Here is a 23,391-nt window from a genome sequence, read left to right on the forward strand (position 1 = left end):
CTGGACCGCGACGCGCGTCGGCCCGCCCGCCTCACCAGGCGGCGACGAGGAAGCCGAGGGTGATCAGCACGGGCCCGGCGTACCCGCCGCCGGTCGCCCAGCGGCGCTGCCGGGGGTCGGCCAGCAGGCTCGCCCCGGTCCACCGGACGATCCCCGCCGAACAGCCGGCCACCGCCAGCAGGCCGAGCAGCCAGCGCAGGTGCGCACCCGCCCCGGTGTCCACGTACGCGGTGTCCGCGCCCGGCCCGGTCACCCGCGCCGGCAGCGTGGTGCCGGTGTCGGTGTGATCGGCGGGGACCCCGCTGACCCGTATCCCGTGGGCCAGGAACCGGTCGTCGCCGGCGGCGAAGATGCCCCGGCAGCGTTGGGTGAGCCCACCGCCCGAACAGTGGGTGATCATCACCGTCCCCCTCGTGGAGTGCCCGACGGCCAGCCAGAGCGGACCGGCGCTCACCCAGGCGAAGAACGCCGCCACCAGGCTCAACGCCAGCAGTACGGCGAGCCCCCGCACCGGGTCCGGCGGATGGGTGAGCCGGGTGGGCCGGGGTCGGCGCGGGGACCGCAGCCGCTGCTTCGGCTCCTTGCGCAGCGGGGTGCCGTCCCAGTGCACCTGTTCGATCGGGGCCCAGAAGAAGGAGTCGTCGTCCGTACCGCCGTCGGGGGAGCGGCCGGGGCGGTGCTTGCGCGGTTGACGGACCGGGACCCGCCGGGGCACCGCGTCGACCGGCGCTCCGGTGGTCGGCTCGACCTCGACGGTCGCGTCGTCCGGGCCGGGGACGGGTCGGGGCTGCGGGGCGACGGCCGACCCGCGCGGCGGCGGGCCGTCCCCGGGGCCCGGACGCGGTGGTCGTCGGGTGCCCGCCGTCGATTCGTCGTGCCCCGATCGTCTGCCCGTCACGTCAGCCATTGGACACCGCGTGGCGCTCGGTGTCCGTGAGCTGACTCCGCGTGTCGGTGGGCAATTCCGGTGGACGGCAATTCCCGCCGCTGCGGCGCGGGTGACCCTATTGGTTCGCCGCCCCCCGACCCGGGTCACTAGGCTTGCTGGTCATGAGTCACGTTCTCGCCGCGGTCGCCTGGCCCTACGCCAACGGTCCGCGCCACATCGGCCACGTGTCCGGCTTCGGCGTACCCTCCGACGTCTTCGCCCGGTACATGCGGATGGCCGGTCACGACGTGCTCATGGTCTCCGGCACCGACGAGCACGGCACCCCGATCCAGGTGCAGGCCGACGCCGAGGGGGTCACCCCGCGCGAACTGGCCGACCGGTACAACCGGGTGATCGCCGAGGACCTGCTGGCGCTGGGCCTGTCGTACGACCTGTTCACCCGGACGACCACCCGCAACCACTACGCGGTGGTGCAGGAGCTGTTCGCCGGGCTGCACCGCAACGGCTACATCGTCCCCAAGGTCACCACCGGGGCGATCTCCCCGTCCACCGGGCGGACCCTGCCCGACCGCTACATCGAGGGCACCTGCCCGATCTGCGGCTACGACAGCGCCCGCGGCGACCAGTGCGACAACTGCGGCAACCAGCTCGACCCGATCGACCTGATCGACCCCAAATCCAAGATCAACGGCGAGACGCCGGAGTTCGTGGAGACCGAACACTTCTTCCTCGACCTCCCCGCCCTCGCCGACGCGCTGCGCCAGTGGCTCGACACCCGCGAGGGCTGGCGGCCCAACGTGCTGCGCTTCTCCCGCAACCTGCTCGACGACCTCCAGCCCCGGGCCATCACCCGGGACCTCGAATGGGGCGTGCCGATCCCCCTCGAAGGCTGGCAGGACCGCGGCGACAAACGGATCTACGTCTGGTTCGACGCGGTGATCGGCTACCTGTCCGCGTCCATCGAGTGGGCCCGACGCACCGGCGACCCGGACGCGTGGCGCAGGTGGTGGTCGGCCGACGGGGAAGGCAAGGACTCCCCGGGCTACTACTTCATGGGCAAGGACAACATCGTCTTCCACTCGGTGATCTGGCCGGCCCTGCTCGGCGGCTACTCCGGGGCCGGGGCGCACGACGGCCAGCCCGGCGAGCTGGGCCGGCTCAACCTCCCCACCGAGGTCGTCTCCAGCGAATACCTGACCATGGAGGGGCGCAAGTTCTCCTCGTCCCGCAAGGTCGTCATCTACGTCCGGGACTTCCTGGAACGCTACGACGCCGACGCGCTGCGCTACTTCATCGCCGTCGCCGGCCCGGAGAGCAACGACACCGACTTCACCTGGGCCGAGTTCCTCCGCCGCAACAACGACGAACTCGTCGCCGGCTGGGGCAACCTGGTCAACCGGTCGGTCTCCATGGCGGCCAAGAACTTCGGCGCGGTCCCGCCGGTCGACCCGGCCGGGCTCACCGAGGCCGACGAGGCGCTGCTCGCGGTGGCCCGCGCCGGCTTCGCCACGGTCGGCGACCTGATCGCCCGGCACCGGCAGAAGCAGGCCATCGGCGAGGCCATGAAGGTCGTCGCCGAGGCCAACCGCTACCTGTCCGAACAGGCCCCCTGGAAGCTCAAGGCCGACGCCGACAAGCCCCGGATGGGCACCATCCTGCACGTCGCCCTCCAGGTGATCAGCGACGCCAACACCCTGCTCACCCCGTTCCTGCCGCACTCCGCGCAGCAGATCCACGAGCTGCTCGGCGGCACCGGCGTGCACGCCCCGATGCCGGTCCTCGAAGAGGTCGACGACCTCGACGGCGGCCCCGGCTACCCGGTGCTCACCGGGGACTACACCGTCGGCGCGCGCTGGGAGTCCGTGCCGCTACCCGCCGGCCGGCCGCTCACCGCGCCCAAGCCGGTCTTCCGCAAGCTCGACCCGTCGATCGTCGACGAGGAACTGGCCCGGCTGGAGAGCTGACCGGCCGCCACGGACGGGCAACGGCCCCGGGGGAACCCCCCGGGGCCGCGCCGGCACAACGTCAGGCGTGGGCCATCGACGGCGCACCGACGAACTCCATGAGCGCCCGGTACACCTCGGTCGGATGCGTCCACGGAATGCCGTGCGGCGCACCCTTCAGGGTGACCAGCTTGCCGTTGGGCAGCATCGGCGCCAACCGCTGACCCGTCTTCGGGTACGGCAGCACGTTGTCCTTGTCGCCCTGGATGATCAGCACCGGGACGTCGATGTTGGGCACGTCGCCCCGGAAGTCGGTCTGCCAGGCGTCCACCGAGTCGTGGGTGCCCTTGGCCGACGCCTGCGCACCGATCTGCCAGTGCGCCCGGTACGCCTCCTCGCTGACCCACCTGCCCTTGTTCTCGCTGTAGTTGAAGAACGCGTCGCAGAACTGCGTCAGGTAGGCGAACCGGTCCGCGACGATCGCCTGCTGGAACCCGTCGAAGAGGCTCTTCTCGACGCCCTCCGGGTTGTCCTCCGTCTGCAACAGGTACGGCGCCAACGGCGCCATCAGCACCGCCCGGTCCACCCGGTCCGCCCCGTACGTGCCGAGGTAGCGGGTCACCTCGCCGGTGCCCATCGAGTGACCCACCAGGATCGTGTCGCGCAGGTCCAACTCGGTCATCAGCACGTCGAGGTCGGCGGCGAACGTGTCGTAGTCGTAGCCCGTCGCCGGCTGGGCCGAGCTGCCGAACCCGCGCCGGTCGTAGGTGATCACCCGGTACCCGGCCGCGAGCAGCGGACCCGACATCTTCTCCCAGGTCGCCCCGTTGAACGGGAAGCCGTGGATCAGCACGATCGGCTGACCCTGGCCGTGGTCCTCGTAGTACAGGTCGATGGGGGCGGAGTTCTCCGTACCCACGGTGATGAAGGGCATGCGCTTCTCCTGATCCGTCGGTGTCGGACCCCCCGCGCATTCCCCGACCGACCCCCGGTATGCCCTCACAGCGCGTACGGCAGGTCCACCACCTGGTCGTCGGTCACCTCGGCGGTCGGCGCCCACGTCTCGTACACGCCCCGTTCGTGGCACTGCGCCCCGGTGTCGCGCACCGCGTCCGGATCGGGGCGGCGCAGCCGCAGCCGCAGCCAGCCCGCCTCCTCCCGGAGCACCAGGCACGGCACCCCCCGCCACCGGACGTACCGCAGCCGGCGGGCCACCTGGTCCACCGGGTAGCGGGCCGCGCGGGTCATCGCCAACACCCGGAACCCGCCCGGCAGGTCCGCCACCGCCTCGTACTCGCCACCCGCGTACCCGCCGACGAGCTGGGTGGAGCGGGGCACCTCGCCGGTCGGCACGTACTCCTGGTCGGGCGACAGGCCCGGCACCGCGGCCAGCAGGTGCCGCCACTGCGGCCCCACCATCCGCAACCAGCCCCGCTGCTCCGCCTGGTAGCTGTAGAGCACCACCTCGGCCCCCTCTGCGGTGTACGCCAGCAGGGTGGCGTTGGCCGGCATCGGCAGGTCGGCGAAGTCCCGGGTGACGAACTCGGGGATCAACTGCGCCGAGCTCGGCACGAACCCGGTGCCCAGCACCGGCGGGCCGAGCCGCTCCCGGGGCGCCAACCCCAGCAGGCCCCGGTGCGCCTCGCCGACCGGCACGTCGTAGTCGCCCGGGTCGGCGGCCCGCCAGCGCAGCGCGTACCCGATGTCGGTGCCGTCGCCACTGGTGCCGTCACCGCGCAGCACCGCCAGCGCGGCCGGCGTGCGCAGGTGCGCCACGTCGTGCTCGCGGTAGCAGAAACCGTGCGGCAACCAACCCCGTACGTACCCGGCGAGCTGCCGGGCCGAGAGCACCTTGACCATCCGGGTGCCCCGGCGCAGCACCGCCGACCCGCGCACCGCAACCACCGTCGGGTCGCCGGCCGCCGTCGGCTGCTGACTGAGCTGGTGCACGTACGACCAGCCCCGGTCCCGGTGCACCGGCATCAGCAGCGCCGCCTCCGGCTCCTCGGCCGGCGTCCCGCCGCCGGTCACCTCGGTCACCTCGGTGACGTGCACGAACCGCCGCCACGGCCAGGTCGAACCCGGGCGGGGCGCCCACTCGAAGCCGGGTGCCGCCTCGGCGCTGAACAGCTCGTAGGCCGCGCCCCGGGCCAGCTCCTCCGCCGGGTGGACCACCCCGCCGTAGGTGACGCGTAACCCGGTCCGCTCGGAGGCGGCGCCGCTGGCCCGGTCGGTGACGCTCATCCCGGCGAGGCTAAGCCGGTCAGATGCCGGCCCGGTGAACATCCGGTGGCGTACCGGGAACGCTCCCGACCCGGGACCCCACCGCGCCGGCCCTGGCCGTCCCGCCGCCACCCCTCGATCCGCCGACGCCGTCGGCGGCACGGCCCCGGTCCGGGTCGGTGCCGACCGGGACGCCGGGTGTGTGATGCTGACCGCGATGACCGGACCGACCGAATCCCGCAAGCAGCGCGCCGCCCGCCGGGCCGGTGAGTTCCCGCCCGCCCCGCCGCCGCTGCCCCGTCCCGTGCTGGACAGCCACACCCACCTCGACATCACCGTCGCCGAGGCCGGGGCGCCCGGCGGCGACACCACCGACCCGGTGGCCGCCGCGATCGGGGTGGCCGCCACCGTCGGCGTGGACCGCCTCGTGCAGGTCGGGGTGGACGTCGACTCGTCGCGCTGGGGCGCCGACGTCGCCGACCGGTACCCGGCGGTGCTCGCCACCGTGGCGCTGCACCCCAACGAGGCACCCCGGCTGGCCGACCTGGACGCCGCGCTGCGCGAGATCGAGACGCTGGCCGCCCGGGACCGGGTCCGGGGCGTCGGCGAGACCGGGATGGACTTCTTCCGCACCGGCGACGACGGCCGGGCCGCCCAGGAGGAGAGCTTCCGGGCGCACATCGCCATCGCCAAGCGGTACGGCAAGGCCCTGGTCATCCACGACCGGGAGGCCCACGCCGACGTGCTGCGCATCCTCGACGACGAGGGCGCCCCGGACACGGTGGTGCTGCACTGCTTCTCCGGCGACGCCGACTTCGCCCGCGAGTGCGTCCGCCGGGGCCACCTGCTCAGCTTCGCCGGCACGGTCACCTTCGGCAGCGCCGCCGCGCTACGCGAGGCCGCCGCGCTCACCCCGATCGACCAGTTGCTGGTGGAGACCGACGCGCCGTACCTGACGCCGATGCCGCACCGGGGCCGGCCCAACGCGTCGTACCTGATCCCGCTGACGGTGCGGTCGCTGGCCGAGACCACCGGGGCCGACCTCGACGAGCTGTGCGCGGCCATCTCCGCCACCGGGGACCGGGTCTTCGGCCCGTGGTGAACGCCCCGGAACCCACGACTACGCTTCGGGGCGTGACCGGCCTGCTCGGCCCGGCGGAGATCCGGGAACTCGCCGCGCGCCTCGGCGTCAACCCGACCAAGAAGCTCGGCCAGAACTTCGTGCACGACCCGAACACCGTCCGTCGGATCGTCACCACCGCCGGGCTCACCGGAGACGACGTGGCGCTGGAGGTCGGCCCCGGGCTCGGCTCGCTCACCCTGGCCCTGCTGCCGGTCGCCGCCCACGTACACGCGGTGGAGATCGACCCGGTGCTGGCCGGCGCGTTGCCGCAGACCGCCGCCGCCCACGCCGGCCCGGACGCCGCCCGGCTCACCGTGCACCGGGCCGACGCGCTGCGGATCACCGCCGCCGAACTGGCCGACCCGCCGCCGACCGCGCTGGTGGCGAACCTGCCCTACAACGTCGCCGTGCCGGTGGTGCTGCACCTGCTCGCCGGGCTGCCCACCCTGCGGCACGGGCTGGTGATGGTGCAGAAGGAGGTCGCCGACCGACTGGTCGCCGGCCCCGGCTCCAAGGTGTACGGCATCCCGTCGGTCAAGCTCGCCTGGTACGCCCGCTCCCGTGCCGCCGGCCGGGTGCCACCGAACGTGTTCTGGCCGGTGCCGAACGTCGACTCCGGCCTGGTCGCCTTCACCCGCCGCGAACCGCCCCGCGACGACGTGCCCCGGCAGGCGGTCTTCGCCGTGGTCGACGCCGCGTTCGCCCAGCGGAGGAAGACGCTGCGGGCCGCGCTGGCGGGTTGGGCGGGCGGCCCCGACCGGGCCGCTGCGGCGCTCACCGCCGCCGGGGTGGACCCCGGCGCACGCGGGGAGTCACTCACCGTGGAGCAGTTCGCGGCGATCGCCGCGTCGGCTCCGACCGCCGCGCCGGTCGCACAGTAGGCTGACGCCGTGCCCGCCGAGGGACACGCCGCGCCTGCGCGTACGACCTGGTTGCCGGCCGGTTCGCCGCCGGCCGCCGACTCCGCCGAGGAGCTGATCGTGGAGATGCCGTTCGACATCCGCCCGTGCCGGTGGGACGTCACCCGGTGACCGAGGCCTGGCGACCGGACGACGACGACCAGCATCGGCGCGGCAGCAGCGGACCGGTCCGGGTCCGGGTCCCCGCGAAGGTCAACCTGCACCTCGGGGTGGGCCCGCTGCGCCGGGACGGCTACCACGAGCTGAACACCGTCTACCACGCGATCTCGATCTACGACGAGCTGACCGCCCGACGGGGCGACACGCTCACCCTGACCATGGAGGGTGAGGGCACCGGCGAGCTGGCCCTGGACGACTCCAACCTGGCCATCCGCGCCGCCCACGCCCTCGCCGGGTACGCCGGGGTGCTGCCGCACGCCCGGCTGCACCTGCGCAAGCAGATCCCGCTCGCCGGTGGGCTGGCCGGGGGCAGCGCCGACGCCGCCGCCGCGCTGGTCGCCTGCGACGCCCTGTGGGGCACCGGGCTGTCCCGCGACGAACTGGCCGGGATCGCCGCCGACCTCGGCTCGGACGTGCCGTTCCTGATTCACGGCGGCACCGCGTTGGGCACCGGCCGGGGCGAGGCGGTCAGCCCGGTGCTGGCCCGCCCCACCTCCTGGCACTGGGTGGTGGCCGTCGCCGACGGTGGCCTGTCCACCCCCGCCGCCTACCGGGAGTTGGACCGGCTGCGCGACGCCGGCACCGCCGGCACCCCGTTGGGCAGCACCGACGGACTGCTCGGTGCGCTGCGCCAACGTGACCCCCGGGTGCTGGCCGGCTGCCTCGGCAACGACCTGCAGGACGCCGCCCTGTCGATGCGCCCGGCCCTGGCCGACACGTTGAAGGCCGGGGAGGCCGCCGGGGCGCTCGCCGGGATCGTCTCGGGCTCCGGTCCGACCTGCGTCTTCCTGGCCCGGGACGCCGCCGACGCGCAGCGGATCGCCGCCGAGGTGGAATCCGCCGGGGTGTGCCGGGAGACCCGGGTGGCCCACGGCCCCGTGCCCGGTGCCCGCGTCGGCTGAGCCTTACCCAGGGTCGGGATCGACTCCCGTGGGCCGGGGGCGCGGTATCCGGCGACCGGGAACCCGCAACATCGGCCCCGATGAGTTGATCAACGTGCCTCGACCTGCTGTCCGGGGCGGTCCGACCCCGGTTCCGGCACGGGCGGGTGGGGCGGCGCGGGTGCCCGCGTACCCTTGCCCCAGGCGTCCCGAGGTGCCCGCCGGCACCGGGACGCCTTGATCATGAGAGGTGGGACCGTGGCCAACATCGTCAACCTGGACCGGGTGTCCAAGGGGTACGGCGCCGCCGGGCCGCTGCTCACCGACGTCTCGCTCGGCCTCGACGACGCCGACCGGATCGGTGTGGTCGGTCTCAACGGGGCCGGCAAGTCCACCCTGCTGCGGATGCTCACCAAGCAGGAGGGCCCCGACGACGGCCGGGTCACCCACCGCCGCGACCTGCGGGTGCTCTGGCTGCCGCAGGCCCTCACCCTCGCCCCCGAAGCCACCGTCCGGGACGTGGTGCTCGGCACCGCCTGGCTCGCCGAGGGCATGGGCGCCGAACACGAGTGGGCCGGCGACGCCGGGGTCCGGGCCATCCTCGACGGCCTCGGGATGCCCCACCTCGGCCTCGACCAGCCGGTCGGCCCGATGTCCGGCGGTGAACGCCGTCGGGTGGCCCTGGCCGCGCTGCTGGTCCGCGAATCCGACCTGCTCATCCTCGACGAGCCCACCAACCACCTCGACGTCGGCGGCGTCGACTGGCTGGCGAAACACCTGGTCGGCCGCCGGGGCGCGCTCGTCGTGGTCACCCACGACCGGTGGTTCCTCGACGCGGTCTGCACCACCACCTGGGAGGTCGCCGACCAGACCGTCCGGGCCTACGAGGGCGGCTTCGCCGCCTGGACGCTGGCCCGGGTCGAGCGGGAACGGGTCGCCGCCGCCACCGAGGCCCGCCGGCAGAACCTGCTCCGCAAGGAGATCGCCTGGCTGCGGCGCGGCCCGCCCGCCCGTACCTCCAAGCCGAAGTTCCGCATCGACGCCGCCAACGCGCTCATCGACGACGTGCCGCCGCCGCGCGACACCATGTCGTTGCAGCGGATGGCGACCGCCCGGCTCGGCAAGCAGGTGTACGACCTGGAGCACGTCCGGTTGCACGCCGGCCCCAAGGAGATCCTGCACGACACCACCTGGCAGGTCGGCCCCGGCGACCGGATCGCCATCCTCGGGCGCAACGGGGCCGGCAAGACCACCCTGCTGCGGCTGCTGGCCGGCATCACCCGCGCCGACGGCGGCCGGTTCCACACCGGGTCCACCGTCAAGCCGGCGTTCCTCTCCCAGGAGCTCGCCGAACTCCCCGGCCACCTGCGCGTCCTGGAGGCCGTCGAGGAGGTCGCCCGCCGGGTGCAGCTCGGTGACCGGGAGATCTCCGCCGCCCAGCTCGCCGAGGTGTTCGGCTTCGACGACCGGCGGCTCTGGACCCCGGTGAGCGACCTCTCCGGTGGGGAGCGCCGCCGGTTGCAGATGCTCCGGCTGCTCGCCGGGGAGCCCAACGTGCTGCTGTTCGACGAGCCCACCAACGACCTGGACACCGACACCCTCGCCGCGCTGGAGGACCTGCTCGACTCCTGGCCCGGCACGATCATCGTGGCCAGCCACGACCGCTACCTGATCGAACGGGTCACCGACGCCGCGTACGGGATGTTCGGCGACGGGCGGCTGGTGCACCTGCCGGGCGGCGTCGACGAGTACCTGGCCCGCGCCGCCGGACCCGGCCCGGCCCGGACGGCGACCGCCCCCACCGGCACGCCCGACGCCCCGGCCGGGGGCGGCATGTCCGCCGCCGACGCCCGGCAGGGCCGCAAGGAGCTGACCCGGCTGGAACGGCAGATCGGCAAGCTCGACCAGAAGGAGGCCGCCCTCCTCGACCAGCTCGCCACGCACGCCACCGACTACGCCCGGGTCGCCGACCTCGACGCGCAGCTCAAGGAGGTACGCGCCGAACGGGAGCGGACCGAGGAGACCTGGCTGACCCTGGCCGAGGAGATCCCGCCCCTGTAGACCGGGGACGACCCCGTGTGCGGCGTCACACTCCGGCGTACGGGACAATCGTCGGCGACCCTCACCTCGAACGGCGTTGGAGACACAGTCATGGCCCACACCCCCGTCAACCACCCCGCGCGGCCGGTCTACCGGGCGATCGGCGGGCTCATCGGTCTCTACCTCGTGGTCTTCGGCGCGCTCGGCGTCATCGCCAGCGCCGGCAACGACATCTTCGCCCAGGACGACACCAAGGTCCTCGGTCAGGGAACCAACCTCGGGTTCTCGCTGCTGTCCGTGCTGTTCGGGGTGGTCATCCTGGTCGGCACGGTGATCGGCCGCAACCTCGACGTGGCGATCAACCAGTGGTTGTCCTACACCCTGATGGTGATCAGCCTCGCCGGCCTGGCCTTCCTCCAGACCGACGCCAACGTGGTCAACTTCAGCATCCTGACGGTGATCGTGCTGATGACGCTCAGCCTCGTCCTGCTGATGGTCGGCATGTACGGCAAGGTCGGCACCGACGACGAGCAGGAAGCCTGGCAGAAGGCCCGCCTGGTGCTCTGACCCGGCTCGCGGGGTGGGCCGGGTGCCTGGCGTTTCGCCCACGCCGGACGGCGGGACGGGGGACAATTCTCCTGATATCGCGTCCGCGTGCAGGAGGGGTCATGGCGCACTTTCCGGTCAACCACCCGGCCCGCCCGCTGTACCGGGTCTTCGCCGGGCTCGTCGGCGTCTACATCCTGGTCTTCGGGGTGTGGGGCGTCGTGCAGTCCTGGGGTGAGCCGCTCTTCGCCCGGGGTGGTCACTGGGTGCTGGGCCTGCGTACCAACCTGGCGTTCTCGCTGGTCTCGGTGCTCTTCGGGCTCGTGCTGATCATCGGGGCGTCCCGGCGCGGCAACCTCGGGCACGTCATGAACCTCACCGCCGGGGTGGTCTTCATGGTCACCGGCATCGCGATGATGAGCGTGCTCCAGACCCGGGCCAACGTCCTCAACTTCTCCATGTCGACGGTGATCGTCTCGTTGCTGTTCGGGCTGCTGCTCCTCGCCACCGGCCTGTACGACAAGATCGGCACCGACGAGCACGCCGAACAGGAACGGGCCGACCGGCTCCACCCAGCCCGCTGAGTCGTCGCTCAGCCGGGCTGGCGGGTGGTGATCAGGCCCGGGTTCGCCTCCAGGTGGGACAGCCCGTTCCAGGCCAGGTTCACCAGGTGCGCCGCCACCGTCTCCTTACGCGGCCTGCGGACCTCCAACCACCAGCGGCCGGTCAACGCCACCATCCCCACCAGGGCCTGCGAATACAGCTCGGCCAGCTTCGGGTCGTAGCCCCGGCTGGAGAACTCGGCCGCCAGGATGTGCTCCACCTGGTGTCCCACGTCGTTCATCACACTGCTGAAGTTGCCGGTCGCCGACATCAACGGCGACTCCCGCACCAGCACCCGGAACCCGCTGGTCTCCTCCTCGATGTAGCCCAGCAGGGCCAGCGCCGCCTGCTCCAGCAGCTCCCGGGGATGACCGGCGGTCAGCGCCGTGCTGAGCCGGTCCAGCAGGGCCCGCACCTCCCGGTCGACGACCACCGCGTACAGGCCCTCCTTGCCGCCGAAGTGCTCGTAGATCACCGGCTTGGAGACCTGCGCCCGCGCCGCCACCTCCTCGATCGAGGTCGCGTCGAAGCCCTTCTCGGCGAAGACCTGCCGACCGATCGCGATCAGCTGCTCGCGCCGCCGCGCGGCCGACATCCGTACCCGGGACGCCGGTTTCGCGTCCGCCGCCGACAGCGCCCGTCGGGCACCGGTGTTCTCCCCGTCCGGGGCCTGCGCCATGTCGTCACCTCGTCGGCGCTCGGTGACGCCCTGTCGTGGAATGCTCCGGTCGTGCCCGCCTGTCTCGGTCACCCGGCCATCCTGCCAGGTGATCCACCCCGGCACCGCCGGGTTCAGCGCCGGATCGGCTCCCGCACCCGCCCGGCCACGACCCGGCGTGGACCCAGGCGGGCGGGCACGGCTGCCGACGGACCCGCGGGCCGCCGCCGGGGGCCCGGTGGCATGGCGACCGGGCCTGGTGTCGTACGCCTGTTCTAATCTGCCGGTCATGACCGATCCCACGGCCGCCGAGGTGCGCCGGCTGCGCGTCGAGGAGGGGCTCTCCGTCCGGCAGATCCAGGCCCGCACCGGTCTGGGCCGCAACCGGGTGTACGCGCTGCTGCGCGGCGTTGCGGCACCGGCGTGGACCCGACGGCCGACGGCCAGGGACGGGCTGCGCGCGGCGGCGGTGGCACTGCGCGGCGAGGGCTGTTCGGTCAACGACATCGCGGTCCGGCTGGGGGTGGCGAAGTCGACCGCCTACCTCTGGGTCAGGCACCTGCCCCTCGACCCGGACGAGGAGGTCGCCGCCGAGCGTCGACGGGCGCACTCCAAGGTGATGACGGATGCCCGGTGGTCGGCCCACCGGCAGGCACGGGACACCGCCCGGGCGGCGACCGTGGCGGACGCCGCGACCTGGGTCGGGTCGATGCGGCACCGTGAGCTGATCATGGTGGGCGCTGCGCTCTACTGGGCGGAGGGGGAGAAGGCCAAGCCCTGGCGGCCCCACGAGTGTCGGGTCAGGTTCATCAACAGCGATCCAGGGCTGGTCGACATCTTCGTCCGTTTCGTCGAGGCGATGGGCGCACCGCGGGCGACCCTGCGCTTCCGGGTGAGCATCCACGAAACCGCTGACTCCGAGGCGGCTGTCCGTTGGTGGGCTGAGCGGGTGGGTGTCCCGGCCGAGACGTTCCGCCCCACGTCGCTCAAGCGTCATCGCCCGACCACGGTGCGGCACAACACCGGTGAGGACTATCGAGGTTGTCTGATCGTCGACGTGCCCAGGTCGCGGCAGATGTACTGGCGGATAGAGGGGATCATGAAGGGAATGGGCGATGGCGGCGACGGTGAGGGGCGGTAAGGTGTAGGAGGTCGACCGAGCTACTCGGTTTGTCCGTTATAGACCGTCCCGGGTCGTCTAATGGCAGGACGTCAGGTTTTGGTCCTGATTGTAGGGGTTCGAGTCCTCTCCCGGGAGCTTCTGCTGATCCGCCCCCGTCGTCTGGTTAGCATGGCGTCGAGACTGTCGCCTTCCCCGACGGGAGCCCACCCGTGTCCCAGCCCCACCGCCGTACCGTCGTCGTGCTCGCCGCCGGGGAGGGCAAGCGGATGAAGTCGGCGCTGCCCAAGGTGTTGCATCCACTGCTCGGCCGGACGCTGCTCGGTCACGTGCTGGCCGCCGCCGGCCCGCTGGGCGCGGACCGCACCGTGGTGGTGGTCGGGCACGGCGCCGAGCAGGTACGCGCCCACCTGGCCGAGATCGCCCCGGACGCCACCGGGGTCCTCCAGGCCGAGCAACTCGGCACCGGGCACGCCGTGCGGATCGCGTTGGACGCGGTGCCGGAGTCCACCGGCACCGTCGTGGTGATCAACGGGGACGTGCCGCTGCTGCGGACCGGGACGGTGGACGCACTGGTCACGGCGCACGAGGGTGAGGGCGCGGCGGCCACCGTGCTCGCCGCGGAGGTGTCCGACCCGACCGGCCTGGGGCGCATCGTCCGGGACGCCGCCGGCCGGCTGGAACAGATCGTCGAGGAACGCGACGCGACCCCCGCCCAACGCGCGCTGCGGGAGATCAACGCCGGCATCTACGCCTTCGACCTGGCCCGGCTGCGGGCCGCGCTGGGCAAGCTCTCCACCGACAACGACCAGGGCGAGGAGTACCTCACCGACGTCTTCGGGCTGCTCGTCTCGGCCGGTGAGCCGGTGGGCGTGCACGTGGCCGCCGACCACGTCGAGACCCTGGGCTGCAACGACCGGGTGGAGCTGGCCGGGTTGCGCCGGCTGCTGCGGGACCGGGTCAACGAGGCGTGGATGCGGACCGGGGTGACGATCCTCGACCCGGCGACGACCTGGATCGACGTGACCGTCACCGTCGAGCGGGACGCGGTGCTCGACCAGAACACCCAGTTGCGTGGCGCGACGGTGGTGGGGGCCGAGGCGGTGGTCGGGCCGGACGTGACGCTGATCGACACGGTGGTGGGCCCGGCGGCGACCGTGCTGCGCAGCCACGCCACCGGCGCCGAGGTGGGCCCGGGGGCGAGCGTCGGCCCGTACGCCTACCTGCGGCCGGCGGCGCGGCTGGCCGAGAAGGCGAAGGTGGGCACCTTCGTCGAGGTGAAGAACTCCGACGTCGGGCCGGGCGCGAAGGTGCCGCACCTGTCGTACGTGGGGGACGCGACGATCGGGGCGAGGGCGAACATCGGCGCGGCGACGATCTTCGTGAACTACGACGGGGTGAACAAGCACCGCACGGTGGTCGGTGACGGCGCGTTCGTCGGCTGCGACACCAACCTGATCGCACCGGTCGAGGTGGGTGCGGGGGCGTACGTGGCGGCGGGCAGTGCGCTCAGCCAGGACGTGCCGCCGGGGGCGTTGGGGGTGACCCGGGCACCGCAGCGCAACATCGAGGGTTGGGTGCTGCGCAACCGGCCGGGCACGGTCTCCGCTCGCGCGGCGGAGCAGGCCCGCGCGGCTGGTGAGGATGCGTCGGGCGGGTCGCCGTCGGCAAGTGAAGGTGAGGCAATCCACGGGGGTGCCGAGACGGTGTGAGGGTCGGCGGGGCCGGGGCATACTGCAACCGAATACCCCGGCCCACCACCGCCGGGCACCACCGACCAACGGGAGCAGACGGGCCCATGGGCAGCATCGTCGCCGAAAACCGTAAGAGCCTGATGCTCTTTTCCGGACGTGGCTTTCCGGAGTTGGCCAAGGAGATCGGTGAGGTGCTCGGCGTGGCGCCGACCCCTTCCGACGCGTACGAGTTCGCCAACGGTGAGATCTTCGTACGGTTCCGCGACTCGGTACGTGGTTCGGACGCCTTCGTGGTGCAGTCCGTCACGCACGGGGTCAACACCTGGGTCATGGAGACCCTGATCATGGTCGACGCGTTGAAGCGGGGGTCGGCGAAGCGGATCACCGTGGTCCTGCCGTTCTACCCGTACTCCCGGCAGGACAAGAAGCACCGCGGTCGCGAGCCGATCTCGGCGCGGCTGGTGGCCGACCTGCTCAAGACGGCCGGGGCGAACCGGATCCTCACCGTCGACCTGCACACCGCGCAGATCCAGGGCTTCTTCGACGGCCCGGTGGACCACCTCTTCGCGATGGACATCCTCGCCGAGTACGTGGAGCACAAGTTCGCCGGCCGGCCGATGACGGTCGTGGCCCCGGACTCGGGTCGGGTACGGGTGGCGGAGCGGTGGACGGACCGGCTGGGCGGCTGCCCGCTGGCGTTCATCCACAAGACCCGGGACCCGTTGAAGCCCAACCAGGTGGTGGCGAACCGGGTGGTCGGCGAGGTGGAGGGCCGGGTCTGCCTGATCGTCGACGACATGATCGACACCGGGGGGACGATCGCCAAGGCGGCCGAGATCCTCAAGGAGTCCGGTGCGGCGGAGATCGTGGTGGCCTCCACCCACGCCCTGTTGTCCGACCCGGCGACCGAGCGGTTGAAGAACAGCCCGATCACCGAGGTGGTGGTGACCAACACCCTGCCGTTGCCGGCGGACAAGCAACTGGACAAGCTCACCGTGCTGTCGATCGCGCCGCTGCTGGCCCGGGCGATCCGGGAGGTCTTCGACGACGGGTCGGTGACCACCCTCTTCGGTGGCCTGAGCTGACGGGGCACCTGGTCAGCAGCGGCGGCTGACCGCCGGCCGGGACGGCGTACGACGGCGTCCCGGGCCGGTGGGCCGGTGTGGTCGGGGCCGCGTCCGGCAATGCGGTCCGGACCCGGTGGGCCCGCCCGGTCGGGGCACGTCGGGTGGCGCGGCCGACGGTGCGGTCCGGCCCGGTGGGGCGGGGCCGCGCCCGGAGACGGGGACTGCCGGAGAGCGCGGAAAGACCTCGGGTAGACTGGTGCGGTTGCCACGGCGAGGGTGCCCGGCGGGTCGCTGATCGAGCGCCGCACGGAGGCACCGTCATCGACGCGGTGCTCCGGGCAGTCGTTCATGACGCATGAGCCCCAAGCGAGCCCCTCGCCCCAGCACCGCCAGACGACAAGCCGCCGTAGCGTTGAGCATCAGGAGTTTTCCCGTGTCCGAGGTAAAGATCAGCGCCGAGCCCCGTACGGAGTTCGGCAAGGGTGGTGCCCGTCGTACCCGCCGGGCCGGCAAGGTGCCCGCCGTGCTGTACGGCCACGGCGAGAAGCCCAAGCACATCGCGCTTCCGGCGCGGGAGTTCGCCGCCGCGATCCGTAAGGGCGGTGCCAACCAGCTCTTCGCGATCGAGGTCAGCGACGGCACCCAGGTGCTGGCCCTGCCGAAGGCGATCCAGCGTGACCCGATCCGGGACAGCTTCGAGCACGTGGACCTGCTGCTGGTCCGTCGGGGCGAGAAGGTCACCGTCGACGTCCCGGTCCAGCTGACCGGTGAGGCCGCGCGGGACACCCTGATCGTGCACGACCACGACACCCTCTCGGTGACCGCCGACGCCACCAAGGTGCCGGACCACCTGGAGGCCTCGATCGAGGGCCTGGAGGCCGGCAGCCAGGTCACCGCCGCCGACGTCGAGCTGCCCTCGGGTGTCGAGCTGGCCGCCGACGCGGACCAGACGGTCGCCTCGGTGACCGCCGCCCCGACCGCCGAGCAGCTCGAGGCGACCCTGCCCGAGATCGAGACCCCGGCGACGGAGGCCGAAGAGGCCGCCGAGGGTGCGGAGACCGCCGAGGCCGGCGAGACTCCGGCCGCCGAGGGCGCGGAGAGCACCGAGGCGAAGACCGAGGCCTGACCGGTCGCATCGTTCACGGCAGGCGCTCCCGTCGCGGGGGCGCCTGCCGGCGTATCGGGGCACCGGCGGCGGGCAGACGGCGAGCGGGAGGTACGGGACGTGACGGACGAGACGGGGCCGTGGCTGGTGGTCGGCCTGGGCAATCCGGGTCGGGAGTACGCCGGCAACCGGCACAACGTCGGCTTCATGGTCGCCGAGTTGCTCGCCGTACGGCTGGGTGGGCGGTTCGGGCGGTACAAGCGGGTGGTGGCGGACGTCGCCGAGGGGCGGCTCGGTTTCGGTGGGCCGAAGCTGGTGCTGCTCAAGCCGCAGACGTACATGAACCTCTCCGGTGGGCCGGTGGCCGCGCTGGCGCAGTTCCACAAGATCCCGGTCGACCGGGTGATCGCCGTGCACGACGAGTTGGACATCCCGTACGGGCAGCTGCGGGTGAAGCAGGGCGGTGGCGAGGGCGGGCACAACGGTCTGCGCTCGATGTCGAAGTCGCTCGGGACGAAGGACTACGTGCGGGTGCGGTTCGGCATCGGCCGGCCGCCGGGACGGCAGGACCCGGCGGATTTCGTGCTGTCGGATTTCGGCACTGCGGAGCGCAAGGAGTTGGAGTTTCTGGTGGATCGGGCTGCTGACATGGTGGAGTCGGTGGTCAGCAAGGGTGTGGAGCCGACCCAGAACGCCTACCACGGGGCCTGATTTCGCGGGGGCGTACTCGTGGCGCGGCGGGGATGGCGGTAGTCTGCGCGTTCTGACGTGGCGTGCCCCCAACGGGCCGTGGTTGGGACGGGAGCGAGTTCGTGGGCAGTCCTCCGATGATCGACGGCGCGTTCGCCCGCTGGCTGGCGGACCGGGCCGGGCAGGCCCTGCTGGCGCTGCGCGACGAGATGGGGTTCGCGGACGCGGCGGCGTTGAAGTCGGCCGGGGACAAGGTCTCCCACGATCTGATCCGCAGCGAGTTGGCGAAGTGGCGGCCCGGTGACGCCGTCCTCTCCGAGGAGGACGAGGGGTCCCGGCTGGTGGACTCCACGGACGGCGTCTCCCGGCTGACCGCCGACCGGGTGTGGATCATCGACCCGTTGGACGGCACCCGGGAGTTCTCCGAGCAGGGGCGTGCCGACTGGGCGGTGCACGTGGCGCTCTGGGCGCGCAACGCGCCGACGCCGCACGGGCTGGTGGCGGGCGCGGTGGGTCTGCCGGCGCAGCACCGGGTGCTGGGCACGGACTATCCGCCGGCGTACCCGCCGATGACGGTGGAGGCGGCGACCTCGGGCGACCGTACGCTGCGGTTGGCGGCGAGTCGGAGCCGACCGCCGGCCTTCCTCACCGACCTGGCCGAGGATGTGGGCGCCCAACTGGTGCCGATGGGTTCGGCGGGGGCGAAGATCGCGGCGGTGGTGACCGGTGACGTGGACGCCTACATCCACGCGGGCGGCCAGTACGAGTGGGATTCGGCGGCCCCGATCGCTGTGGCGACGGCCACCGGTCTGCACGCTTCCCGAATCGACGGTTCTGCGCTGAGATACAACGAGGCGGATCCGCGCCTGCCGGACCTGCTGGTCTGCCGCAAGGATCTCGCCAGCCGGTTGCTTGCAGCGCTGCAGAGGCATTCCGGGTAGCCTGAGCGCTGTTTTTGATTTGTCCGACCGGAAAGGTCTGGAATCCATGAACGGATCCGCGCCGATCGAGCCTGTGGCATGACCGCCCCCGGCCGCTTCTACCAGGTCTCCCACCTCGACGCGCTCGAGGCGGAGAGCATCTTCGTGATGCGTGAGGTGGTCGCCGAGATGGAGCGGCCGGTGCTGCTCTTCTCCGGTGGCAAGGACTCGATCGTGATGCTGCGCCTGGCGCAGAAGGCGTTCGCGCCAGCCAACATCCCGTTCCCGGTGATGCACGTCGACACCGGGCACAACTTCCCCGAGGTGCTCGACTACCGCGACGAGCGGGTCGCCGAGCTGGGCCTGCACCTGATCGTGGCCAGCGTGCCCGACGCCCTGGCCGCCGGGACGGTCCGCGAGTCCGGTGACGGGATGCGGAACCGGATCCAGACGCCGGTGTTGTTGGACGCGGTGGAGAAGCACCGGTTCGACGCGTTGTTCGGTGGGGCGCGGCGGGACGAGGAGAAGGCGCGGGCGAAGGAGCGGGTGTTCTCGTTCCGGGACGAGTTCGGGCAGTGGGATCCGAAGAATCAGCGGCCGGAGTTGTGGTCGTTGTACAACGGTCGGCATCATCCGGGTGAGTCGATCCGGGTGTTCCCGTTGTCGAACTGGACCGAGTTGGACATCTGGCACTACATCGCGCGGGAGCGGGTGCCGTTGCCGTCGATCTACTACGCGCACGACCGTGAGGTGATCGAACGCGACGGCATGTTCTACGCCGTCAACGAGTTCTTCCAGCCCCGGGCCGGCGAGCAGCGGTTCAAGGCCCGGGTGCGGTACCGCACGGTCGGCGACGCCTCCTGCACGGCGGCCGTCCGCTCGGATGCCGACACGGTGGAGAAGGTGATCGACGAGGTGGCCGCGACGCGGATCACCGAGCGGGGCGCGACCCGGGGCGACGACCGGGTCAGCGAGGCCGCCATGGAGGACCGCAAGCGGGAGGGCTACTTCTGATGAGCGCCGAGACGGTGTCACCCGAGGTCGAGGCCCGGCCGATGGATCTGCTGCGGTTCGCGACCGCGGGCAGTGTGGACGACGGCAAGTCGACCCTGATCGGTCGGTTGCTGTATGACACGAAGTCGTTGTTCACCGACCAGTTGGCGGCGGTGGAGGCGGTCAGCGCGGCCCGGGGTGACGAGTACACCAACCTGGCGTTGCTCACCGACGGCCTGCGGGCCGAACGGGAGCAGGGCATCACCATCGACGTGGCGTACCGCTACTTCGCCACGCCCAGGCGCAAGTTCATCATCGCCGACACCCCGGGGCACACCCAGTACACCCGCAACATGGTGACGGGCGCGTCCACGGCCGATCTGGCGTTGATCCTGGTGGACGCCCGTAAGGGCCTGGTGGAGCAGTCGCGGCGGCACGCGTTCCTGTGTTCGCTGCTGCGGGTGCCGCACCTGGTGTTGTGCGTCAACAAGATGGACCTGGTCGACTACTCCCAGGAGGTCTTCGAGCAGATCGCCGACGAGTTCACCGCCTTCGCGGCGAAACTCGACGCGCCGGACCTGACCGTGGTGCCGATCTCCGCGCTGCGCGGCGACAACATCGTCACCCGCTCGGAGCACATGCCGTGGTACGAGGGCCCGTCGCTGCTGCACCACCTGGAGCACGTGCACATCGCCTCGGACCGCAACCTGGTCGACGTCCGGTTCCCGGTGCAGTACGTGATCCGCCCCCAGTCGACCACGGTCACCGACTACCGGGGCTACGCCGGGCAGGTCGCCTCCGGCGTCCTCAAGCCCGGCGACGAGGTGATGGTCCTGCCGTCCGGCTTCACCAGCCGGATCGCCGCCATCGACACCGCCGACGGCCCCGTCGACGAGGCGTTCCCCCCGATGTCGGTCACCGTCCGCCTCGACGACGAGATCGACATCTCGCGCGGGGACATGATCTGCCGGCCGAACAACGCCCCGACCGTCTCGCAGGACATCGAGGCGATGGTCTGCTGGATGGACGAGACCCGCCCGCTCCAGGTCGGCGGCAAGTACACGATCAAGCACACCACCCGGACGGCGCGGACGATCGTGCGTGGCCTGTACTACCGCCTCGACGTGAACACCCTGCATCGCGACGAGACCGCCAGTGAGCTGCGACTCAACGAGATCGGCCGGGTCCGGTTGCGCACCACCGTCCCGCTGCTGGCCGACGAGTACCGCCGCAACCGCACCACCGGCGGCTTCATCATCATCGACGAGGCCACCAACCGCACCGTAGCCTCCGGCATGATCGTCGACACCGCCTGACCCACCCCCCAGCGCCCCGCCCAATCCCGCCTCGTCCCGTCCCGTCCCACCTCGTCCCGTCCGTCCCACCTCATCGGCTCTCGGTGATCAAGAGCTTTGCGTCAGTTTCCGCCCGGCAGACGACGCAAAGCTCTTGATCACCGAGCCCCACCGCGCCTTTCCCCGCCCCACCGGCCCTGCCGCGCCTCATGTCCGGCTGCCCGTCTCGCCCCGGTGATCAAGAGCTTTTGGTCAGATTTTGCTGGTGGGTTGACGTAAACCTCTTGATCAACGGGGCGAGGGCGGGGTGGGGGCGAGGGTGGGGTGGGAGCGAGGGTGGGGTGGGGTTAGGGGAGGGGGGTGGTGCCGGGGGAGGGGTGGGCGGTGAGGGTGGTGGGGGTGGAGAAGCCGCGTTCGGCGTAGGCGGTACGGACGGCCGCCGCCACCGGTTCCGCAGCCGCCGCTTCGACCAGGGCGAGGACGCAGCCGCCGAAGCCGCCGCCGGTCATCCGGGCACCGAGGGCGCCGGCCGCGAGCGCCGCCTCGACGGCGGTGTCGACCTCGGGGACGGTGATCTCGAAGTCGTCCCGCATGGAGGCGTGCGAGGCGGTCAGCAGCGGCCCGATCTCGGGCACCCGGCCGGCGCGCAGCAGTGCGACGGTGTCGAGCACCCGCTGGTTCTCGGTGACCACGTGCCGGACCCGGCGTCGGGTCTCGTCGTCGGGCAGCCGGGCCAGGGCGTCGTCGAGGCCGGCGGCCGGCACGTCGCGTAGCGCCGGCACCCCGAGCAGGGCGGCGGCCCGTTCGCAGGCGGCGCGGCGGGAGGCGTACTCGCCGTCGGCGTGCCGGTGCGGGGCGCGGCTGTCTATCACCAGGATGGCCAGGTCGGCGGCGTCCAGGTCGAACGGGATGTGTTCGACTGTCTCGTCCCGGCAGTCGAGGAAGAGGGCGTGGCCGGCGCGGCAGCGGAGCACCGCCGACTGGTCCATGATGCCGGTCGGCGCACCGACGTAGCCGTTCTCGGCGCGCTGGGCCAGCCGGGGGCGGTGCTCGTCGGGCAGGTCCAACCCGCCCAGGTCGACCAGGGCGGTGAGTACCGCCGCTTCCAGGGCCGCCGAGGAGGAGAGCCCGGAGCCGAGCGGCACGTCCGAGGCGATGGCCAGCCGGGCGCCGGGGACGGCGTACCCGGCTTCGCGCAGGGCCCAGACCACGCCGGCGACGTACCCACCCCAGCCGGTGACCCGTCCCGGGGTGTCGGCCTCGGTGGCGCCGAAGTCGACCGGCCGGTCGGCGATCTCCGACCGGACCGTCCAGCGTTCGCCGGGCTGCGGGCCGGCGGCGACCACGGTACGCAGCGGAAGGGCGAAGGGCAGCACGAATCCGTCGTTGTAGTCGGTGTGCTCGCCGATCAGGTTGACCCGTCCGGGTGCCGCCCAGCGTCCGGCGGGCGTCGCGTCGTACCCGGAGGAGAAGCCGGCGGTGGCGCGGTCGGCGACGTCGGGCCGGCCCGTCACGACTGCTCCAGCACGTGCGAGCGGTAGAACGCCCAGGCGTCGCCCACCATGTCGGTCAGGGTCGGTTTCTCGGGCACCCAGCCCAACTCCTGGCGGGCCAGTGTCGAGGAGGCGACGAGTTCGGCCGGGTCGCCCTCGCGGCGGGGAGCGGTCTCGACGGGCACCGGGTGGCCGGTGATCTCACGGACCACGTCGACTACCTGCCGGTTGGTGAAGCCGTTGCCGTTGCCGAGGTTGTAGATGCGGTGCCGGCCGGGCACGGCGGCGGTGAGCGCCAACAGGTGGGCGCGGGCCAGGTCCTCGACGTGGATGTAGTCGCGCACGCAGGTGCCGTCGACGGTGGGGTAGTCGTCGCCGAAGAGTTGGAGTTTCTCCCGGCGGCCGGCGGCGACGTCGAGGGCGATGGGGATGAGGTGGGTCTCCGGGTCGTGCCGTTCGCCGATGGCGAGGCCGTCGCGCAGGTAGGCGCCGGCGACGTTGAAGTAGCGCAGCGACACGGCGGCGAGGTCGTGTGCGGTCGCCTCGGAGGTGAGCACCAGGTCGACGGCGAGCTTGGTGGCGCCGTACGTGTTGGTCGGGGCCTTGACGGCGGTCTCCGGGATGGGCAGTTCGACCGGGTTGCCGTAGACGGCGGCGGTGGAGGAGAAGACCAGGCGCGGCACCCGGGCGGCCCGGACGGCGTCGACCAACGCGATGGAGCTGACCGTGTTGGCGTGCCAGTACCGCTCGGGGTGGACCATCGACTCGCCGGCGGCGATCAGCGCGGCGAAGTGCAGCACCCCGTCGTAGCCGGCGTCGGGGGTGAGGACCCGGGCGGCCTCGTGCACGGGCAGGTCGACGTGGGTGGCGTCGGGGGCCAGTGCGGCCCGGTGGCCGGTGCGCAGGTCGTCCAGGACCGTCACCTGGTGGCCGGCGTCGAGCAGCATCCGGGTCACCACGCTGCCGATGAACCCGGCGCCGCCGGTGACGAGCAGTTTCACGTCGGTCCTCCTGCCTGGCCGCGCCCGC

Annotated in this window: 22 protein-coding genes and 1 tRNA gene; 17 read left to right on the forward strand and 6 right to left on the reverse strand. The window is 72.3% G+C overall.

The window, feature by feature from the left end:
* Positions 1 to 31 precede the first annotated feature (31 nt).
* On the reverse strand, positions 32 to 898 hold the full coding sequence (locus tag AB0C22_RS18930; protein WP_357536162.1) for a hypothetical protein: 867 nt from the start codon (positions 896 to 898) through the stop codon (positions 32 to 34).
* Between the two features lie 152 nt (positions 899 to 1,050).
* Here AB0C22_RS18930 and metG point away from each other — a divergent pair, with 152 nt between their 5' ends.
* Complete coding sequence (metG, locus tag AB0C22_RS18935; protein WP_208570398.1) at positions 1,051 to 2,853, forward strand: methionine--tRNA ligase; 1,803 nt, start codon at positions 1,051 to 1,053, stop codon at positions 2,851 to 2,853.
* A 61-nt stretch (positions 2,854 to 2,914) separates the two neighbouring features.
* Here metG and AB0C22_RS18940 read toward each other — a convergent pair whose 3' ends face one another.
* Together AB0C22_RS18940 and AB0C22_RS18945 are read right to left on the reverse strand one after the other, a co-directional pair.
* On the reverse strand, positions 2,915 to 3,766 hold the full coding sequence (locus AB0C22_RS18940) for an alpha/beta hydrolase (RefSeq protein WP_219466863.1): 852 nt from the start codon (positions 3,764 to 3,766) through the stop codon (positions 2,915 to 2,917).
* Between the two features lie 65 nt (positions 3,767 to 3,831).
* Positions 3,832 to 5,076 carry a hypothetical protein gene (locus tag AB0C22_RS18945; protein WP_208570400.1) on the reverse strand — a complete coding sequence of 415 codons (1,245 nt, stop codon included), beginning with the start codon at positions 5,074 to 5,076 and terminating at the stop codon, positions 3,832 to 3,834.
* Positions 5,077 to 5,260: 184 nt separating this feature from the next.
* On the opposite strand from AB0C22_RS18945, the gene AB0C22_RS18950 reads away from it, so the two are divergent.
* From AB0C22_RS18950 to AB0C22_RS18980, 7 genes are all read left to right on the forward strand, one after another.
* Positions 5,261 to 6,157 carry a TatD family hydrolase gene (locus AB0C22_RS18950; RefSeq protein ID WP_219466865.1) on the forward strand — a complete coding sequence of 299 codons (897 nt, stop codon included), beginning with the start codon at positions 5,261 to 5,263 and terminating at the stop codon, positions 6,155 to 6,157.
* Positions 6,158 to 6,189: 32 nt separating this feature from the next.
* Positions 6,190 to 7,059, forward strand: a complete 870-nt coding sequence (rsmA, locus tag AB0C22_RS18955) for a 16S rRNA (adenine(1518)-N(6)/adenine(1519)-N(6))-dimethyltransferase RsmA (RefSeq protein WP_357536165.1) — start codon at positions 6,190 to 6,192, stop codon at positions 7,057 to 7,059.
* Positions 7,060 to 7,068: 9 nt separating this feature from the next.
* Positions 7,069 to 7,209 (forward strand): hypothetical protein, encoded by a 141-nt coding sequence (locus tag AB0C22_RS18960; protein ID WP_208570402.1) that lies wholly within the window; start codon positions 7,069 to 7,071, stop codon positions 7,207 to 7,209.
* Entirely contained in the window at positions 7,206 to 8,159 is a 954-nt protein-coding gene (locus AB0C22_RS18965) for a 4-(cytidine 5'-diphospho)-2-C-methyl-D-erythritol kinase (RefSeq protein ID WP_208570403.1), read from the forward strand. The genes AB0C22_RS18960 and AB0C22_RS18965 overlap by 4 nt, the downstream gene beginning before the upstream one ends.
* Before the next feature lie 237 nt (positions 8,160 to 8,396).
* Positions 8,397 to 10,199 carry an ABC-F family ATP-binding cassette domain-containing protein gene (locus AB0C22_RS18970; protein ID WP_357536167.1) on the forward strand — a complete coding sequence of 601 codons (1,803 nt, stop codon included), beginning with the start codon at positions 8,397 to 8,399 and terminating at the stop codon, positions 10,197 to 10,199.
* Positions 10,200 to 10,289: 90 nt separating this feature from the next.
* Positions 10,290 to 10,745 carry a DUF4383 domain-containing protein gene (locus AB0C22_RS18975; RefSeq protein WP_208570405.1) on the forward strand — a complete coding sequence of 152 codons (456 nt, stop codon included), beginning with the start codon at positions 10,290 to 10,292 and terminating at the stop codon, positions 10,743 to 10,745.
* A 101-nt stretch (positions 10,746 to 10,846) separates the two neighbouring features.
* Complete coding sequence (locus AB0C22_RS18980; protein ID WP_357536169.1) at positions 10,847 to 11,308, forward strand: DUF4383 domain-containing protein; 462 nt, start codon at positions 10,847 to 10,849, stop codon at positions 11,306 to 11,308.
* Between the two features lie 8 nt (positions 11,309 to 11,316).
* Here the strand turns inward: AB0C22_RS18980 and AB0C22_RS18985 are convergent, their stop codons facing one another.
* A complete protein-coding gene (locus AB0C22_RS18985) occupies positions 11,317 to 12,006 on the reverse strand; it encodes a TetR/AcrR family transcriptional regulator (RefSeq protein ID WP_208570407.1) in 690 nt (229 codons plus the stop codon).
* Positions 12,007 to 12,274: 268 nt separating this feature from the next.
* On the opposite strand from AB0C22_RS18985, the gene AB0C22_RS18990 reads away from it, so the two are divergent.
* The 9 genes from AB0C22_RS18990 to cysN all read left to right on the forward strand — a co-directional run bounded on the left by AB0C22_RS18990 (position 12,275) and on the right by cysN (position 20,890).
* A complete protein-coding gene (locus AB0C22_RS18990; RefSeq protein ID WP_357536171.1) occupies positions 12,275 to 13,126 on the forward strand; it encodes a resolvase in 852 nt (283 codons plus the stop codon).
* Positions 13,127 to 13,172: 46 nt separating this feature from the next.
* A tRNA-Gln gene (locus AB0C22_RS18995) sits at positions 13,173 to 13,243 on the forward strand.
* A 74-nt stretch (positions 13,244 to 13,317) separates the two neighbouring features.
* Positions 13,318 to 14,817 (forward strand): bifunctional UDP-N-acetylglucosamine diphosphorylase/glucosamine-1-phosphate N-acetyltransferase GlmU, encoded by a 1,500-nt coding sequence (glmU, locus tag AB0C22_RS19000; RefSeq protein WP_357536173.1) that lies wholly within the window; start codon positions 13,318 to 13,320, stop codon positions 14,815 to 14,817.
* Between the two features lie 86 nt (positions 14,818 to 14,903).
* Positions 14,904 to 15,884, forward strand: a complete 981-nt coding sequence (locus AB0C22_RS19005; RefSeq protein ID WP_208570410.1) for a ribose-phosphate diphosphokinase — start codon at positions 14,904 to 14,906, stop codon at positions 15,882 to 15,884.
* Positions 15,885 to 16,299: 415 nt separating this feature from the next.
* Entirely contained in the window at positions 16,300 to 16,992 is a 693-nt protein-coding gene (locus tag AB0C22_RS19010; protein WP_208570411.1) for a 50S ribosomal protein L25/general stress protein Ctc, read from the forward strand.
* Positions 16,993 to 17,091: 99 nt separating this feature from the next.
* Positions 17,092 to 17,682 carry an aminoacyl-tRNA hydrolase gene (gene pth, locus AB0C22_RS19015; RefSeq protein WP_208570412.1) on the forward strand — a complete coding sequence of 197 codons (591 nt, stop codon included), beginning with the start codon at positions 17,092 to 17,094 and terminating at the stop codon, positions 17,680 to 17,682.
* Between the two features lie 116 nt (positions 17,683 to 17,798).
* Positions 17,799 to 18,602 carry a 3'(2'),5'-bisphosphate nucleotidase CysQ gene (locus AB0C22_RS19020; protein WP_208570425.1) on the forward strand — a complete coding sequence of 268 codons (804 nt, stop codon included), beginning with the start codon at positions 17,799 to 17,801 and terminating at the stop codon, positions 18,600 to 18,602.
* A gap of 78 nt (positions 18,603 to 18,680) precedes the next feature.
* Entirely contained in the window at positions 18,681 to 19,595 is a 915-nt protein-coding gene (gene cysD / locus AB0C22_RS19025) for a sulfate adenylyltransferase subunit CysD (protein ID WP_357536175.1), read from the forward strand.
* The gene (cysN, locus tag AB0C22_RS19030) at positions 19,595 to 20,890 is read left to right on the forward strand and encodes a sulfate adenylyltransferase subunit CysN (protein ID WP_219466881.1); all 1,296 of its coding nucleotides are present in this window, start codon (positions 19,595 to 19,597) and stop codon (positions 20,888 to 20,890) included. The genes cysD and cysN overlap by 1 nt, the downstream gene beginning before the upstream one ends.
* A 326-nt stretch (positions 20,891 to 21,216) precedes the next feature.
* Here the strand turns inward: cysN and galK are convergent, their stop codons facing one another.
* Positions 21,217 to 22,383 carry a galactokinase gene (gene galK / locus AB0C22_RS19035; protein ID WP_357536177.1) on the reverse strand — a complete coding sequence of 389 codons (1,167 nt, stop codon included), beginning with the start codon at positions 22,381 to 22,383 and terminating at the stop codon, positions 21,217 to 21,219.
* Positions 22,380 to 23,309 (reverse strand): UDP-glucose 4-epimerase GalE, encoded by a 930-nt coding sequence (galE, locus tag AB0C22_RS19040; RefSeq protein WP_357536338.1) that lies wholly within the window; start codon positions 23,307 to 23,309, stop codon positions 22,380 to 22,382. The genes galK and galE overlap by 4 nt, the downstream gene beginning before the upstream one ends.
* Positions 23,310 to 23,391: the final 82 nt, after the last annotated feature.

It is taken from the genome of Micromonospora sp. NPDC048894 (assembly GCF_040649765.1).
In the GTDB taxonomy this organism is placed as follows: Bacteria; Actinomycetota; Actinomycetes; order Mycobacteriales; family Micromonosporaceae; genus Micromonospora; species Micromonospora antibiotica.

Excerpts from the sequence above, each read along its gene's own strand:
- metG (WP_208570398.1), top strand. The coding sequence starts at position 1,051 with ATGAGTCACGTTCTCGCCGCGGTCGCCTGGCCCTACGCCAACGGTCCG.
- AB0C22_RS18940 (WP_219466863.1), bottom strand. The coding sequence starts at position 3,766 with ATGCCCTTCATCACCGTGGGTACGGAGAACTCCGCCCCCATCGACCTG.
- AB0C22_RS18945 (WP_208570400.1), bottom strand. The coding sequence starts at position 5,076 with ATGAGCGTCACCGACCGGGCCAGCGGCGCCGCCTCCGAGCGGACCGGG.
- AB0C22_RS18950 (WP_219466865.1), top strand. The coding sequence starts at position 5,261 with ATGCTGACCGCGATGACCGGACCGACCGAATCCCGCAAGCAGCGCGCC.
- AB0C22_RS18975 (WP_208570405.1), top strand. The coding sequence starts at position 10,290 with ATGGCCCACACCCCCGTCAACCACCCCGCGCGGCCGGTCTACCGGGCG.
- AB0C22_RS18980 (WP_357536169.1), top strand. The coding sequence starts at position 10,847 with ATGGCGCACTTTCCGGTCAACCACCCGGCCCGCCCGCTGTACCGGGTC.
- AB0C22_RS18985 (WP_208570407.1), bottom strand. The coding sequence starts at position 12,006 with ATGGCGCAGGCCCCGGACGGGGAGAACACCGGTGCCCGACGGGCGCTG.
- AB0C22_RS18990 (WP_357536171.1), top strand. The coding sequence starts at position 12,275 with ATGACCGATCCCACGGCCGCCGAGGTGCGCCGGCTGCGCGTCGAGGAG.
- AB0C22_RS19005 (WP_208570410.1), top strand. The coding sequence starts at position 14,904 with ATGGGCAGCATCGTCGCCGAAAACCGTAAGAGCCTGATGCTCTTTTCC.
- AB0C22_RS19020 (WP_208570425.1), top strand. The coding sequence starts at position 17,799 with ATGATCGACGGCGCGTTCGCCCGCTGGCTGGCGGACCGGGCCGGGCAG.
- cysD (WP_357536175.1), top strand. The coding sequence starts at position 18,681 with ATGACCGCCCCCGGCCGCTTCTACCAGGTCTCCCACCTCGACGCGCTC.
- cysN (WP_219466881.1), top strand. The coding sequence starts at position 19,595 with ATGAGCGCCGAGACGGTGTCACCCGAGGTCGAGGCCCGGCCGATGGAT.
- galE (WP_357536338.1), bottom strand. The coding sequence starts at position 23,309 with ATGCTGCTCGACGCCGGCCACCAGGTGACGGTCCTGGACGACCTGCGC.